The sequence below is a fragment of the Azospirillum canadense genome, assembly GCF_025961225.1.
Taxonomy (GTDB): Bacteria; Pseudomonadota; Alphaproteobacteria; order Azospirillales; family Azospirillaceae; genus Azospirillum; species Azospirillum canadense.
In genome coordinates, this window is the sequence record NZ_JAOQNG010000004.1 from 657,780 (window position 1) to 672,902 (window position 15,123).

Genomic DNA, 15,123 nt, shown 5'->3' on the forward strand with positions numbered 1-15,123 from the left:
GCAAAACCAGGGGTTGAACGCACAAGACGCCACCGGCGCCGGGTTGCGTGTGGGGGTTCGGGGCAAGCTGATGCTGTCGATCGGCGTGGTGCTGTCGGGCACCCTGGTCGCGGCGTCGGTCGCGCTGGTGGGCTACGGCAACGTCCGCGACACCATCGACGTCATCGTCGGGCGCGCGGTCCCCTCCATGAAGGAGGGCATGAGCGTCGCCTACCAAACGGAGCGGCTGGTCGCCCTGGCGCCGGCCCTCACCTCGGCCGGCGACGCCGCGGCTCGCGACACCGTCTCCACCCGCGTCCGCGAGGTGAAGGAGGAGTTCGCCGCCCGCCTCGACCAACTGCGCAAAACCGACACGGACCGCGATCTGCTGAACGGCATCGAGGACACCGCCAAGGCGCTGTTCGCCAATCTGGCCGAACTGGACGGCGCCGCCGCCCAGCGCATCGCCCAGAACGGCCGCATCGCGGAACAGGTGCCCGCCATTCTGGACGCCGACACCAAAATCCAGCGCTTCACCTCGCCCTGGAAGACCGTCATCGCCAACGAGGAGGGGCAGGCGCGCCAGACAGTGCTTGATCCGGACACCAAGCCGGAGGACATGCGCGCGGCGGCAGCCACCATGGTCGACGCCGGTCAGCGGATGCAGCCGATCCGCACGCTGATGGACGAGACCAGCAACGCGCGCAACCTGCTGCTGGAAGCCGGCACCACCACCGACGCCGACCGGCTGAACGTCATCGAGGCGCGCCTCGCCCAGTCCATGGCCGTCATCGACAGCGTCCTGCCGCAGCTTCCAGAGAAGCTGACGGAGGCGCTGACCCCCGCGGTGAAGGCCATCGCCGGGATCGCCAGCGGTGACACCAGCGCCGTCGAGACGCGCCGCCGCATCCTGGACCTGCGGGAGCGCTCCCGCGCCCTGGTGGAGAGCAACCACGCCCTGTCCGCGCGCATGACCTCCTCCATCGGCGAACTGGTCCAGGCGCAGGAGCGCGGCATCGCCGCCACCACGTCGGACACGGCGCAGATGCTCGACACCAGCCGCCTGACGCAGATCGCCGTCTGCCTGGTCAGCATCATCGCGTCTATCCTGGTCGTCTGGCTCTACGTCGGGCGCAACCTGATGCGCCGCCTGATGGCGCTGAAGAGCGACATGCGCCGCATCGCCTCCGGCGACCTCGCCGCCGAGGTCACGCTGGACGGGCGCGACGAAATTTCCGAGATGGGGGCAGCGCTCCGCGTCTTCCGCGACACCGCCCGCGAGGTGGAGGCCGCCCGCGCCCAGGCGGAAGCCGAGCGGACCCGCGCCGCGGCGGAGCGCCGGGAGGCCATGCTGTCGCTCGCCGACCAGTTCGAGAACGGCGTGAAGATGGTGGTGGAGACCGTCTCCGCCGCCGCGACCCAGATGCACCAGACCGCCTCCAGCATGGTGGCGACGGCCGAGAACGCCTCCACCCAGGCCGGCAGCGCGGCCACGGCGGCCGAAAGCGCGTCGGCCAACGTGGACGGGGCGGCGTCGGCCGCGCACCAGCTCTCGGCCTCGATCAACGAGATCGCCAAGCAGGTGACGGAATCCGCGGTGATCGCCGGCCAAGCGTCCAACGACGCCGCGCGCACGGACGCGACCATGCGCAGCCTGAGCGAGACGGCCGGCCGCATCGGCGAGGTGCTGGACCTCATCAACTCCATCGCCGGCCAGACCAACCTGCTGGCGCTGAACGCCACCATCGAGGCCGCCCGCGCCGGAGAGGCCGGCAAGGGCTTCGCGGTCGTGGCGTCGGAGGTGAAGCAGCTGGCGACCCAGACCGCGCGGGCGACCGAGCAGATCGCCGGCCAGATCGGCGCCATGCAGTCCGCCACCGGCGAGGCCGCCTCGGCGATCCGCGCCATCGCCTCGACCATCGCCCGCCTCAACGAGATCTCCACGACCATCGCCGCCGCGGTGGAGGAGCAGGGCGTGGCGACGGCCGACATCGCCCGCAATGTCCAGCAGGCGGCCGGCGGCACCGCCGCGGCGTCGGAGAACATCGGCCTGGTGCGCACCGCCGCCGGCCAGACCGGCCAGTCCGCGCAGGAGGTCCTGACCGCCGCCGGCCAGGTTTCCGAGAAGACCGGCAACCTGCTCCAGCAGATCGACCGCTTCCTGTCCCAGGTCCGCGCAGCCTGACGATATCCCCCCTCGCCCATCCGAACTGGGCGAGGGGGGATGCGCCGCCTACCCCTGCGCCCGCGGCGCGAGCGCCAGCAAGCCGGCCAAAGACAGGGCGGCAAAGCCCGCCCCGGCGAGAAAAGTCGCCGCCGGTCCCGCCATGGTCCACAGCGCGCCGGCGAGCGCGCTGGCCACGAGCAGGGCGAGGCCGGTGACGAGGTTGTACAGACCGAAGGCCGTGCCGCGCAGGTGCGCGGGTGCGGCGTCGGCGACGAAGACGGCCAGCAGCCCCTGGGTCGCCCCCATGTGCAGGCCCCACACCGCCGACCCCGCCAGGACCGCCCACACCGACCCGGCCGCCGCCAGCACGAGGTCGGCCAGCACCAGAAGCCCGACGCCGATGGCCAGCAGCGCGCGCCGGTCGAGCCGATCCGCGAGCTGCCCGAGCGGATAGGCGGATGCCGCGTAGACGACGTTCATGACGATCAGGACCAGCGGCGCGTAGGCATCCGCCATCCCGAGATTCTGGGCGCGCAGCAGCAGGAAGGCCTCGCTGAAGCGCGCCAGCGTCAGGGCGGAGGCAAGCGCTACGACGCCCCAGTAATGCCCGCCGAGCAGCCGAAGCTCGCTGCGCCGGATCGGGAAGCGCCGCCGCTCCGCCGGCGAGTCCGCGTCCGGCTCCCGCACGCCGACAACGATCACCGCGACGGCAAGCATGGCCGGGATGACCGCCACCCAGAACACCAGCCGGACGTCGCCGCCGCTGAGCAGCATCAGCAGCATGGCAAGCGCCGGCCCGGCGAAGGCGCCGACCGTGTCCATGGACTGGCGCAGGCCGAAGGCGGCGCCGCGCAGTTCCACGGGGGTCACCTCGGCGACCAGCGCGTCGCGCGGCGCCCCGCGCACGCCCTTGCCGATGCGGTCCAGGAAGCGGGCCAGCAGCACCGTTCCCAAGCTGTCGGCCAAGGGGAAGATCGGCTTGGTCAGCGCCGCCATGCCGTAGCCGAGCAGCAGCAGCGGCTTGCGCCGGCCGACCCAGTCGCTGACCACCCCGGAGAAGACCTTGGTGATGGACGCCGTGGCCTCGGCGATGCCCTCGATAATCCCGACCGACCGCGCGCTGGCCCCCAGCCCCGATACCAGGAACACCGGCAGCAGGCTGTGGATCATCTCCGACGAGACGTCCATGAACAGGCTGACGAAGCCCAGCGCGACGACGGTGCCGGGAATGGTCCCGGCGGAGGATGGGCGGGCGGACACGATGGCCTCAAAGGTCGCTCAAGAACGGCGCGCAGTGTCGCCAATCATCGCTGTTTTCCCAACAGCTAGACCTCGATCTGCGCGCCCAGTTCGACCACGCGGTTGGGCGGGACGCAGAAGAAGTCCGAGGCGGAGGCCGCGTTGCTGGCCATCACGATGAACAGGCGCTCCTGCCACGGCTTCATGTCCGGCTTGTTCGACGGCACGATGGTCTCCCGCCCGACGAAGAAGGACGTGGTCATCATGTCCAGCGTGAAGCCGTGCCGGCGCATCAGCTTCAGCGCCTGCGGTATGTGCGGAGTTTCCATGAAGCCGAAATGCAGGACGACGCGCCAGAATCCGTGCCCCAGATCCTCCGCCTCGAACCGGCGGTCGTCGCCGACCCGCGGCACCTCCTCGTTGATGGCGGTCAGGAAGATGACCCGCTCGTGCAGGACGTGGTTGTGCTTCAGGTTGTGCAGCAGCGCGTGCGGCACGAGATCGGTGCTGCGGGTCAGGAAGATCGCCGTCCCCGGCACGCGGTGCGGCGCCTTGCGCTTGAGCCGGGCGAGGAACTGTTCCACCGACATGCCCTGCTCGGCCAGCCGCTCCGCGATCGCGCGCCGGCCGCGCCGCCACGTCCACATCAGCGTGAACAGCACCCCCGCGGCCAGCAGCGGGAACCAGCCGCCCTGCGGCACCTTCAGCAGATTGGCGCTGAAGAAGGCGAGGTCCACCGCCAGGAACACGGCGGTCAGCGCCCCGGCAAGCCACCGCGGCCACCGCCACAGCGCCCGCGCCACCACGTAGAACAGCAGCGCCGTGATCGACATCTCCCCCGTCACCGCGATGCCGTAGGCGGCGGCGAGGCTGGAGGAGGACTCGAACCCCAGCACCAGCGCGATCACCAGCGCGCAGAGCGTCCAGTTGATCTTGGGCACGTAGATCTGGCCGATCTCCTTTTCCGATGTGTGGCGGATCGGCATGCGCGGGATCAGGCCCAGCTGGATGGCCTGCCGGCTGATGGAATAGGCGCCGGAGATGACCGCCTGGCTGGCGATCACCGTCGCCCCGGTCGCCAGCACCAGGAGCGGCACCTGCGCCCAGCCCGGCGCCAGATGGTAGAAGGGATTCTCCAGCGCCGTCGGGTCGCGCAGAAGCAAGGCGCCCTGCCCCATGTAGTTCAGCAGCAGCGCCGGCAGCACGAAGCCCAGCCACGCCACCCGGATCGGTAGCCGGCCGAGATGGCCCATGTCGACGTACAGCGCCTCGCCGCCGGTCACGGCCAGCACCACCGACCCCAGCGCGAAGAAGGCCAGCCACTGGTTCTCCGCGGCGAAGGCCACGGCCCAGACCGGCGACAGCGCGCGCAGCACCCCCGGCCCGTGGGCGATCTCGACCACCCCCAGCACGGCCAGCGTGCCGAACCACAGCACCATGACCGGGCCGAACAGGCGGCCCACCTTGGCCGTACCGGCGCGCTGGACCACGAACAGGCCGACCAGGATGGCGACGGTCAGCGGGATCACCCAGGCCTCCAGCGCCGGGGCGACGACCTTCAGCCCCTCCACCGCGCTGAGGACGGAGATCGCCGGCGTGACCAGGCTGTCGCCGAAGAACAGAGACGCGCCGAACATGCCCAAAACCAGGAGTGCCGGGCGTGGAAAGGCGGTCGCCTCGGCCTTGCGGAGCGCCAACGTCATCAGCGCGAGGATGCCGCCCTCGCCCTTGTTGTCGGCGCGCATGACGAAGGTCACGTACTTGACCGTCACGACCAGGATCAGCGCCCAGAAGACGAGCGACAGGATGCCCAGCACGTTGCCCTCGGTCAGCGGCAGCCCGACATGGCCGAAGCACTCCCGCAGGGTGTAGAGCGGGCTGGTGCCGATGTCGCCGTAGACGACGCCGAGCGCCGCGAGCAGCAGAGGCGCCAGCCGCTTGTGCTGCTCCGCCTCGGTCGGGGGATGGCCGCCGACTGGCCCGGTCAGGGCCATGCCGTCGGCAAGCGCTGCGGGGTTGATCTTGTTCATTGCCGTGCCCGTGGTCATCGGTTGCCGTTCCCCAACAGGGCGCGGCCCGCACACGTCACGGATTCCGGGCCAGCCCCCTCGCCTTTTCGGCGCCCGCCGCCGGTTTCGCGCTGGCTCCTCCCGACAGGGGCCCACCGGACACGGCCTCGCCCGACACGGCGTTGAGCACGCGGATCAGCTCCTCGATGCGGTAGGGCTTGGACAGGAGCCGCACGCCCTCCGTCCGCGCCACCGTCTCGCTGTAGCCGGTGGTCAGCACGACCGGCAGCGTCGGCCGCAGACGGCGCGCCTCGCGCACCAGATCCATGCCGCTGAGCCGCCCGGGCATCACCACGTCGGAGAAGAGCAGGTCGATGCGCGCCCCGCTCGCCAGCAAGGGCAACGCCGCATCGGCAGTGGTGACCTGCGCCACCTCGTACCCGCTGTCCTCCAGCGCCGCCGCGACGGTCGAGGCGACGATGGGGTCGTCCTCCACCAGCAGCACGCGCCCGCTGCGGCGCACCGGCGCCGTTGCCGGCATGCACGGCGCATCGGCGGCGGCCACCGCCGCGGCCACGGTGGAGCGGCGCAGCAGCAGGACCACCGTCGTCCCGCGTCCCGGCGCGCTGTCGATCCAGGCGGTGCCGCCCCCTTGCCGCGCCAGCCCATACACCTGCGCAAGGCCAAGGCCGCTGCCCCGCCCGACCTCCTTGGTGGTGAAGAACGGGTCGAAGGCCTTGGCCCGCACCTCCGGCGCCATGCCGGTGCCGGTGTCGCCGACCGACAGCCGGACGAATTCCCCCTCCAGCCCCGACGGATCGCCGGCCGGCAGGACGGTGTTCTCCGCCTCCACGGTCAGCAAGCCGCCGTCGGGCATGGCGTCGCGGGCGTTCACCGCCATGTTGATCAGCGCCAGCTCGAACTGCGTCGGGTCCACCTCCACCGGCCAGAGGCCGGAGCCGAACCGCGTCTCCAGCCGGATGTCCGCGCGGAGCGCCCGTTCCAGAAGGGCCGACATGGCGAGCACGCGGTCGCGCACGTCGATCGGCTCCGGGCGCAGCCCCTCGCGACGGGCGAAGGCCATCAGCTGCTGGACCAGCTTGGCGCCGCGGTCAACCGCCTGCTGCCCGGCGTCCAGCAGAGGCTGCACCTTCGGCTCGTCGGTGCGGCGGCGGATCATCGCGAGGCAGCCGCCCAGCGCCTGCAGCAGGTTGTTGAAATCGTGGGCGAGACCGCCGGTCAGCTGCCCGACCGCCTCCAGCTTCTGCGCCTGACGCAGCTGTTCCTCGGCTTCGCGCAGCGCCGCTTCGCGCTCCTTCTCGACCGTGACGTCGCGGCCGACCGCGTGGACGAGGCCGCCGTCCGGCACCGCCATCCAGGAGAACCAGCGGTAATGGCCATCCTTGTGGCGCAGGCGGTTCACGAAATGCTGCGTGGACTGTCCGGCCGCCATCCGCCGGTTCTCGGCGCGCGTCGCCTCGACATCGTCCGGGTGGACGAGGTCCAGCGCGCGGATGCCCAGCACCTCCTCCTCCGACCAGCCGAGCGAGGCGGTCCAGGCGGGATTGATCGCGGTGAGCGTGGAATCGAGGCGATGGACGATCATGATGTCGGTGGACAGGCGCCACATGCGGTCGCGGTCGGCCGTGCGTTCGGCCACCCGGCTCTCCAGCGTGGCGTTCAGGTCGCGCAGTGCCTGTTCGGTCTGCTTGGCCTTGGTGATGTCCAGCACGAACTCGAAACCGGTGCCGTCCTCCAGCATCGTGGCGGCGAACAGCGCCCACCAGCGCGAGCCGTCCTTGCGGATGTACTCCTTTTCATAGGGCGTGGTCTGGCCATTCGCCTTCAGTTCGGCAAAGGCCATTTCGGAGCGCTCCAGCCATTCCGGCGGGGTCAGGCACCGCCACGTCACCACGCCGCCTTCCAGATCCCCGCGGCTGTAGCCGGCCATGGCGAGGAAGGCGTCGTTGGCGTCGGTGATGCGCCCGTCGCCGTCGAAATAGATCGCGCCGACCGTCTTGATCTCCAGCGCGGCGCGCAGCCGCGCCTCGCTGGCCCGCAGCGCCGCCTCGGCCTTCTTGGCCTCGGTGACGTCGCTGCCCTGGACGAACAGGCCGGTCACCCGGCCGTCCGCGTCGCGGATCGGCTGGAAAACGAAGGTGACGAAGCGTTCCTCCAGCGGGGCGCCCGGACAGCGCCGGAGCTTCGCCGGGACGCTGTTGCCGACGAACGGCTCGCCGGTGGCGAAGGCGCGGTCCGCCCAGTCGAAGAAGCCCTGGCCCTCGATCTCCGGAAGCGCCTCGCGCGCCGGCCGACCGATGATGTCGCGGTGGCCGACCAATTGGAAATAGGCGTCGTTGGCCATTTCATAGACGTGGTCGGGACCGCGCCAGACGTAGCAGAAGCCCGGCGCTTGGCGGAACAGGTCGCGGAGGCGGTCGCTTTCCGCCACCAGCCGCCGCTTGGCGAACACCTCCTCCGTCGTTTCGATGCAGGCGCAGAACAGGCCCGCCACGCCGCCGGACTCATCGCGCACCGGCGTGTAGGAAAAGGCGAAGTGCGTTTCCTCCGCATAGCCCTTGCGGTGCATGACCAGGGTGATGTCGTCCATGCGGACCGGCTCGCCACCGTAGGCTTGCGTCACGATGGGCGTGAGGTCGTCGCGGATCTCGCTCCAGACCTCGGTGAACGGCCGGCCGAGCGCCGTCGGATGCTTGTCGCCCAGGATCTCCGCGTAGGCGTCGTTGTAGAGCAGGGTCTGCTCCGGCCCCCAGACCAGGAACATGGCCTGGTGCGAGCCGAGGATCACGGCGACCAGCGTGCTCAGCGGCAGGCCCCAGCCGTCCGGCTCTCCCAACGGGGACGACGACCAGTCGTGGCTGCGCATCAGCGCCCCCGCCTTGCCGCCGTCGGCCAGGAAGGGGGTGGTTGCAGCCCGGCAACCCTTGTCGAGACTCATGGAGCGGCCGGCGAGTCGGCGACGGAACAATGGGCGGTCGTACCGACGGGCTGTCGACGGGCGGCAGCCGCCTTCGGAACCGGCAGGCGGATGGATTCGGGCATCAGCGTGTCGTCAAATCAGCGGCTGTTCATCGTCATGGCACGACGATATAGCCACTCGGACCGGCTTAGCACAATGTGATGGGACTTCCTCATTGGAGGTATTTCCTCCGTTCGGGATGACCGTCGGAAGACGGGGGAAGTGGAACGCGGTTCCGCATGGCCCGGTTCCTCTTGCCGCCGCGGGCGTGTCCTTTCAAACGGGAATCCGGGCGAGCTTTTTCCCTTCATTGCGGCAAAGCGGGACGGCTCCCGGTCGGGTTACGCCGATCCAATCCTTGCCGCGCCGGACCGGTCGTTCGCATATCCTGGTGCGCGCCACAGCCATGTAACAGTCATGCCGGGGACGAAATGAATCGGACAGGCGTAAGGACGGCCTTCACGCTGGCGGCATGGGCCTGCATCGTGACCATCGTCGTTCTGTCCCTGGTTCCGGCGGAGGAAATGGTCCGCACCGGCGTCGACGGACACCTGGAACACACCGCCGCCTACGCCGGCACCGGCTTCTTCGTCGGCTTGGCCTACCGGGTGGAGGATCGCTGGGCGGTCCTGGGCGTGCTGATGTCCGCCCTGGCCGGCACCATGGAAATCCTGCAGCACTTCTCGCCGGGCCGTCACCCGGCCTTCAGCGATTTCGGTGCAAGTTCCATCGGTGCCGTCATCGGTCTGGCCGCGGCGGGGCTGGCCGTCCGGAACACGCTGCTCGCGCGGCGCCTCGCCCGCTGACCTTTAGCAGCTTCGAGTTCCCTCTCCCGCCCCGGGAGAGGGTATATCAAACCGATGCGAGTTCGCGCTGAAAGGCCCGGCTGACGGTTTTGGCGAAGGGCTTCAGGGTGGCTTCCCCGGCGCCATCGCGCGCCGCCGCCGACATGCCGGCCATGGCAATCACGATGAAATCGGCCAGATCCTCGGCGCGGTCCGGGCGCTCGGTCGCGATGAAATCGCGGATGGTGTTGCGGCTGGCCGTCTTCGCGGCGGCGGACAGGGCGCAGGCCTCCGGGTCGGCGCTGTTGCGGGCGCCGTCGAGCACGAGGCAACCGGCCACCCCGTTCCGCTCCGGATAGAGCCGGGCGGCCAGGCCCAGCGTGCGCGCGATCACCGCGGCGACGCCGCCGCTCTCGTCCAACGCCTTCGCGAAGATGTTGGCCTCCCCGGCGGCGTAGCGCTGGAGCGCGCGCTCGAACAGCCCGGCCTTGCTGCCGAAGGCGGCGTAGAAGCTGGGCGGCTTGATCCCAAGCTCCGCCCCCAGTTCCGCCACCCCCACCGCGTCGTAGCCGCGGGCGTGGAACAGCCTCATCGCCGTGTCCACCGCCTCGTCCAGGTCGAAGGAGCGCCGCCGGCCGCGCGGTCCGGACATATGCGGTCCGGAATTCCGTGCCTCGGATTTATGTGTAGTGACCACTAAAGAAACTCCTTGCGCCGATGCCCTGGTCCGGTATATATAGCGGTCACTACACAAACTCAAGGAACCGATGATGACCGACTTCACTGGCAAGACGATCCTCGTCCTCGGCGGCAGCCGGGGCATTGGCGCCGCCATCGTCCGTCGCTTTGCCACTGGCGGCGGCGCCGTCACCTTCACCTACGCCGGGTCGAAGGACGCGGCCGAGGCGATCGCCAAGGAAACCGGGGCCGAGGCGATCCAGGTGGACAGCGCCGACCGCGACGCGCTGATCGCGGCGGTCGCCGGGCGCGGCGCGCTCGACGTGCTGGTGATCAACGCCGGCACGCTGGTGATGGGGGATCCGCTGACGCTCGACCCCGACGCGGTGGACCGGATGATCGCCATCAACGTCAACGCGCCCTACCACGCCGCGGTGGAGGCCGCCCGCCGCATGAACCCGAACGGGCGCATCATCGTCATCGGCTCGGTCAACGGCGACCGCATGCCCTTCGCCGGCGGCGCGGCCTACGCGCTCACCAAGTCCGCGGTGCAGGGCATGGTGCGCGGCCTCGCGCGCGACTTCGGGGAGCGCGGCATCACCGTCAACGCCATCCAACCCGGCCCGACCGACAGCGACATGAACCCGGCCGACGGCCCGATGGCGAGCTTCATGCACAGCCACATGGCCATCAAGCGCCACGCCCACGCGGAGGAGGTCGCCGAACTGACCGCCTTCGTCGCCGGGCCGCACGGCGCGATGATTACCGGGTCGTTCCAGACCATCGACGGCGGCTTCGGCGCGTAAGCCCAGTACCTGAAACAATCGGGGGGCGGACGGGATCGATCCCGCCCGCCCCCAGGGCCGCGTCAGGCGGCCGCAAGCTCCTCGGCGGGGCCGAAGAACTCGTAGTGGATGCGGTCACCCGCCACGCCGGCGCGGGACAGCCCGCCGACGAAGGCGCGCAGGAAGGGCTTCGGCCCGCACAGATAGACGTCCGCCTCGTCCAGCGGCGTGTTGGCGCGCAGCCAGTCCAGGGTGATGAAGCCGTCGGCGTCGTGGCTGACGCCGGGCCGGTCGCCGGCCAACGGCTCGCAATAGAAGGTCGCGACGGAGATGTTCTTGCGCGACGCGGCCAGATCGCGGACATGCCGGTCCATGGCGTGGGTGGCGCTGCTCGCCGTGCCGTGGATGTAGTGAGTTTCCAGGCCCGGATGCGCCTGCGCGATGGTTTCCACCATGCTGACCATGGGCGTCAGGCCGACGCCGCCGCTCAGCAGGATCACCGGACGCTCCGGACGCTCCGGCAGGAAGAAGTCGCCGGCCGGCGGGGACACCTCCAGGACGCTGCCGACGGTCACATGGTCGTGCAGCCAATTGGACGCCGCCCCGCCCGGCTCCCGCTTCACGGAGATGCGGTAGCTGCGGCCGTTCGGCGCGGCGGAGATGCTGTAGTTGCGGCGCACCGGCGCCTCGGCTCCCGGCACCGGCAACTGGAAGGTCAGGTACTGCCCGGGCTTGTGCCGCAGCACCGGGCCGCCGTCGGCCGGGGTCAGCACGAAGGAGGTGATGACCGCGCTCTCATTCACCTTGGCCGAGACGGTGAAGTCCCGCCACCCGGTCCAGCCACCCTCGGCGGCAGCGGTCGCGTCGTAGATGCCCTGTTCCCGCCCGATCAGGATGCGGGCCAGGAACCAGTAGGCCTCGCCCCAGGCGCCCAGGATCTCGTCCGTGGCGGCGTCGCCCAGCACGTCCTTGATCGCGCCCAAGAGGGCGGTCGCCACGAAGGGATAATGCTCCGGCAGGATCTGGAGGCCGGCGTGCTTCTGCGCGATCCGCTCCACCACCGGGGCCAGGGCGCCGAGATTCTCGATGTTCTGGGCGTAGCCGAGGATCGCGTTGGCGAGCGCCTTGGTCTGCGCGCCGCCCTGCCCCTGGTGGGAGTGGTTGAACAGCGCGGCGATGTGCGCGTCCTTGAACAGGCGGACATACATCGCGCGGGTGATCGCCGAACCGTGCTCCGCCAGGGCGGGAGCGGTCGCCTTGACGACGGCGATGGTCTGGGCGCTGAGAGGCTGCTGCATCATGGGTCCTGAACTGATGGACGGATCGGGTGGAAGGCGACACCCACCGGCCGGATGGTGGCCGTAACCCTGTGGGCGCGACAAAACATGCGCCGCAAATAAATGTTTTCTGGCTTAAAGATGCAAGAGGAATATTTGTTTAGACGCCAAACGCTATGCGCCCGGCGCGACGCTCCCCATCGCCGGGCGCGGCCAAGGCCGAACGATCCTGTCTTGGCGTTTTAGAACATCCGCTCTAATATCGCGTTTTAGAGCAGACGATCTAAAACGGGGTGGGCGATGGCGCGACCGCGCGAATTCGACGAGGCCACGGTCCTGGACGCGGCGATGCAGTGCTTCTGGGCCGGCGGCTTCGAAGCCACCTCGACCCGTGAGCTGGCGGAGCGGATGAGGATGACGCCCGCCAGCATCTACAATGCCTTCGGCGACAAACGCGCGCTGTTCCGGCGGGCGCTCGACCATTACATCGCGCAGACCCTGCACAAGCGCATCGCCCGCGTGGAGGGCTGCCCGTCGCCGGGCGCCGCGATCACGCAGTTCTTCAGCGATGTCGTGGAACGGTCGCTGGACGACCCGCAGCGCCGCGGTTGCCTGCTCGTCAACTCGGCGGTCGAGGCGTCGCACGATGCCGAGATGCGCGAGGCGCTGGCGGGCGAACTGGACCAGTACGAAGCCTTCTTCCGCCGCATCCTCGCCGCCGCGCAAGCCACGGGGGAGGCCACGACCGCCGTCAGCGCCGAGGACGGCGCCCGCCAGCTTCTGGCCACGGTGCTGGGGATCCGTGTGCTCTGCCGTGTCCGGCCCGACCGCGACCTGCTGGCGGGGGCTGCGAACGCCGCGCTCACCCTGCTTGGCCTGCCGTCGATTCCCGTCGCCGGGACGCCCCCGGAATGACCGCGTCTTCGCGCGCTCCCTGCCCGTGTGGCGGAGCCGAGTGCGCGAAACCGAACAAGGATGATCCCATGTCCACGGACACGAACACGGCCGCCGCGCTTGCCGCCGCTCCGGCCAACGACCGGCTGGACGCCGCCGCCTGGTTCGCCACGATCGCCGGCATGTCCGGCAGTTTCATCGGCATCGGGCTGGCCCGCTTCGCCTACACGCCGCTGATCCCGCCGCTTATCCAGGCGCAGTGGTTCACCGCCGCCGACGTGGTGACGCTGGGGGCCGCGAACTTCGCAGGCTATTTGATCGGCGCGCTTCTCGGGCGCCCCGCGGCGACGCTGATCCCCACGCGCCTGCTGCTGCGCCTGCTGATGGTGGCGGTGACGGCGGCCTTCTTCGCCTGCGCCTACCCGCTGTCGCTGCCGTGGTTCTTCGTCTGGCGGCTGGTGTCCGGTGTGTCGGGCGGTGCAATGATGGTGCTGGCCGCCACCTCGATCCTGCCGCACATCCCCCCTGGCCGCCGCGGTCTGGCGAGCGGCCTGATTTTCCTCGGCGTCGGGCTGGGCATCGCGGCGTCGGGCACGCTGGTCCCCGTGCTGCTCCGCTTCGGCCTGTGGGAGACCTGGATGGGGCTGGGCGTCGTCAGCCTCCTCCTGACCGCGATCAGCTGGTTCGGCTGGCCGCCGTCCGCCGTCCCGGCGGCACCCCCCGCGGAGGCGCCCAAGGAGACGAAGGGTCTGCGCGCCCTCTACGCGGAATACGCGCTGAACGCGCTCGGCCTCGTGGCGCCGATGATGCTGCTGGTCGACTTCATCGCCCGCGGCCTGGGCAAGGGCTCCGACATCGGCGCGCTCTACTGGGTGCTGTACGGTGCTGCGGCCATCGTCGGCCCGCTGCTGGCCGGACAAGCGGGCGACCGCTTCGGCTTCCGCCAGTCCTACCGGGTGGCCCTGCTGGTCCAGGCCGTCGCCGTCGCGATCCTGGCGGTGACCACCAACCCGGCGCTGATCGCGCTCTCGACGGTGGCCATCGGCGCCTTGACCCCCGGCATCGTGCCGCTGGTGCTCGGCCGCATCCACGAGGCCTTGCCCGGCCATCCGATGGAGCAGCGCGCGGCCTGGAGCCGGGCCACCACCGCCTTCGCCCTGTTCCAGGCGTTGGCCGGCTACGGTTACTCCTTCCTGTTCGCGCACAGCGGGGAGAGCTACGCGCTGGTCTTCGCTTGCGGCGCCGCCGCCCTGGTGGTGGCCTTTCTGGCCGACCTGAAGCGCTGACCTGCGACCCCACAGCGGCCCCGCGTGGACGAAGAGTCCACGCGGGGCCGCTGCCGTTCGAGCCCATGTTGCGCCCCTGTATTGTGAACGGTAAAATGATCGCTCCGCCCGGGGCGGATCATTTTCAGGCAGTCAGGGGGAAATAATGTTCGCGAAGCATTGGTTCAGACTTTTTTTACTTTGTTTTTCCCTGGGCGGCCTGACGGCCACGGCGCGGGCGGCGGACGCCCCGCACACCTACAAGTTCTCTCCGGTCAACCAGTTCGGCGTCGAGCTGACCGCCTCCTACTGGAACCCGATCATCCAGTACATCTCCGCCAAGTCGGGCGTGAACCTCGTGCTGAAGATCGGCCGCACCTCGGCCGACACGACCAGCTACGTCCTGGCGAAGGAGGTGGAGTTCGCCTTCACCAACCACCTGTTCAACGAAAACCGGCGCCGCATGGGCTGGCGCCTGCTGGTGCGGCGCGACTACCCGGCGGTGCAGGCGCAGATTCTGACCACCGCCGATTCCCCCATCACCGACCTGAAGCAACTGGCCGACGAGGAGGTGGTCTTCCCCGGCCGGGAGGCCTTCGTCGCCTACAAGGTCACCTACGCGCACCTGCTGGCCAGCCAGATCCCCGTGAAGGTCGTGTTCGGCGGGAACCATGACGGTGCCTTTGCCCAGCTGTTCAGCGGCAAGGTGAAGGGGGTCGGCGTGAACTCCCAGCTGGCCGAAGGCTACACCCGGCGCGAGAACAAGCATTTCCGCACCCTGTGGAGTTCGGAGCCCTTCAACGACCTGGCCCTGATGGTCTCCCCCACGGTTCCGGAAGCCGACGCGAAGGCGGTGACCGACGCCTTCCTCGCCATGGGTCAGGATCCGGAGGGCGCCGCGGTGATCAAGCGGGTGTCCGAAGCGGTGAAGCTGCCGCCCTTCACGCAGTTCATCCCCGCCCGAGAGGAGGACTACGAGTCTTACGTGGAGTTTTACCGCACGGCCCCGGCCTCCCTGCAATAGCCTCTGCCCAGCCTTACAGGCTCTGGATAAGGAACACACGA

The 15,123-nt window shown here is 69.8% G+C and carries 11 protein-coding genes; 6 read left to right on the forward strand and 5 right to left on the reverse strand.

Features of this window, described 5'->3' with window-relative positions:
- Positions 1 to 13 precede the first annotated feature (13 nt).
- On the forward strand, positions 14 to 2,164 hold the full coding sequence (locus M2351_RS24475; protein ID WP_264658660.1) for a methyl-accepting chemotaxis protein: 2,151 nt from the start codon (positions 14 to 16) through the stop codon (positions 2,162 to 2,164).
- Between the two features lie 48 nt (positions 2,165 to 2,212).
- On the opposite strand, the gene M2351_RS24480 is transcribed toward M2351_RS24475, so the two are convergent.
- From M2351_RS24480 to M2351_RS24490, 3 genes are all read right to left on the reverse strand, one after another.
- Positions 2,213 to 3,406, reverse strand: coding sequence for an MFS transporter (locus M2351_RS24480; RefSeq protein ID WP_264658661.1), 1,194 nt, complete (start codon positions 3,404 to 3,406; stop codon positions 2,213 to 2,215).
- Positions 3,407 to 3,471: 65 nt separating this feature from the next.
- The gene (locus tag M2351_RS24485; RefSeq protein ID WP_264658706.1) at positions 3,472 to 5,379 is read right to left on the reverse strand and encodes a potassium transporter Kup; all 1,908 of its coding nucleotides are present in this window, start codon (positions 5,377 to 5,379) and stop codon (positions 3,472 to 3,474) included.
- Between the two features lie 91 nt (positions 5,380 to 5,470).
- Positions 5,471 to 8,353, reverse strand: a complete 2,883-nt coding sequence (locus tag M2351_RS24490) for a PAS domain S-box protein (RefSeq protein ID WP_264658662.1) — start codon at positions 8,351 to 8,353, stop codon at positions 5,471 to 5,473.
- A gap of 452 nt (positions 8,354 to 8,805) precedes the next feature.
- On the opposite strand from M2351_RS24490, the gene M2351_RS24495 reads away from it, so the two are divergent.
- The gene (locus tag M2351_RS24495) at positions 8,806 to 9,180 is read left to right on the forward strand and encodes a VanZ family protein (RefSeq protein ID WP_264658663.1); all 375 of its coding nucleotides are present in this window, start codon (positions 8,806 to 8,808) and stop codon (positions 9,178 to 9,180) included.
- 46 nt (positions 9,181 to 9,226) lie between these two features.
- On the opposite strand, the gene M2351_RS24500 is transcribed toward M2351_RS24495, so the two are convergent.
- Positions 9,227 to 9,811: a TetR/AcrR family transcriptional regulator gene (locus M2351_RS24500; protein ID WP_264658664.1), complete on the reverse strand. Its 585-nt coding sequence runs from the start codon at positions 9,809 to 9,811 to the stop codon at positions 9,227 to 9,229.
- Positions 9,812 to 9,929: 118 nt separating this feature from the next.
- On the opposite strand from M2351_RS24500, the gene bdcA reads away from it, so the two are divergent.
- Positions 9,930 to 10,643 carry an SDR family oxidoreductase gene (gene bdcA / locus M2351_RS24505; RefSeq protein WP_264658665.1) on the forward strand — a complete coding sequence of 238 codons (714 nt, stop codon included), beginning with the start codon at positions 9,930 to 9,932 and terminating at the stop codon, positions 10,641 to 10,643.
- Positions 10,644 to 10,705: 62 nt separating this feature from the next.
- Here bdcA and hmpA read toward each other — a convergent pair whose 3' ends face one another.
- Entirely contained in the window at positions 10,706 to 11,923 is a 1,218-nt protein-coding gene (hmpA, locus tag M2351_RS24510; RefSeq protein ID WP_454464593.1) for an NO-inducible flavohemoprotein, read from the reverse strand.
- Positions 11,924 to 12,199: 276 nt separating this feature from the next.
- Between hmpA and M2351_RS24515 the strand changes: the two genes are divergently transcribed.
- The 3 genes from M2351_RS24515 (at position 12,200) to M2351_RS24525 (ending at position 15,082) form a co-directional block, all read left to right on the forward strand.
- Positions 12,200 to 12,814: a TetR/AcrR family transcriptional regulator gene (locus tag M2351_RS24515; protein ID WP_264658666.1), complete on the forward strand. Its 615-nt coding sequence runs from the start codon at positions 12,200 to 12,202 to the stop codon at positions 12,812 to 12,814.
- A gap of 68 nt (positions 12,815 to 12,882) precedes the next feature.
- Positions 12,883 to 14,079, forward strand: coding sequence for an MFS transporter (locus M2351_RS24520; protein ID WP_264658667.1), 1,197 nt, complete (start codon positions 12,883 to 12,885; stop codon positions 14,077 to 14,079).
- A gap of 145 nt (positions 14,080 to 14,224) precedes the next feature.
- Positions 14,225 to 15,082: a phosphate/phosphite/phosphonate ABC transporter substrate-binding protein gene (locus M2351_RS24525; protein ID WP_264658668.1), complete on the forward strand. Its 858-nt coding sequence runs from the start codon at positions 14,225 to 14,227 to the stop codon at positions 15,080 to 15,082.
- The last annotated feature ends 41 nt before the right edge of the window (positions 15,083 to 15,123 follow it).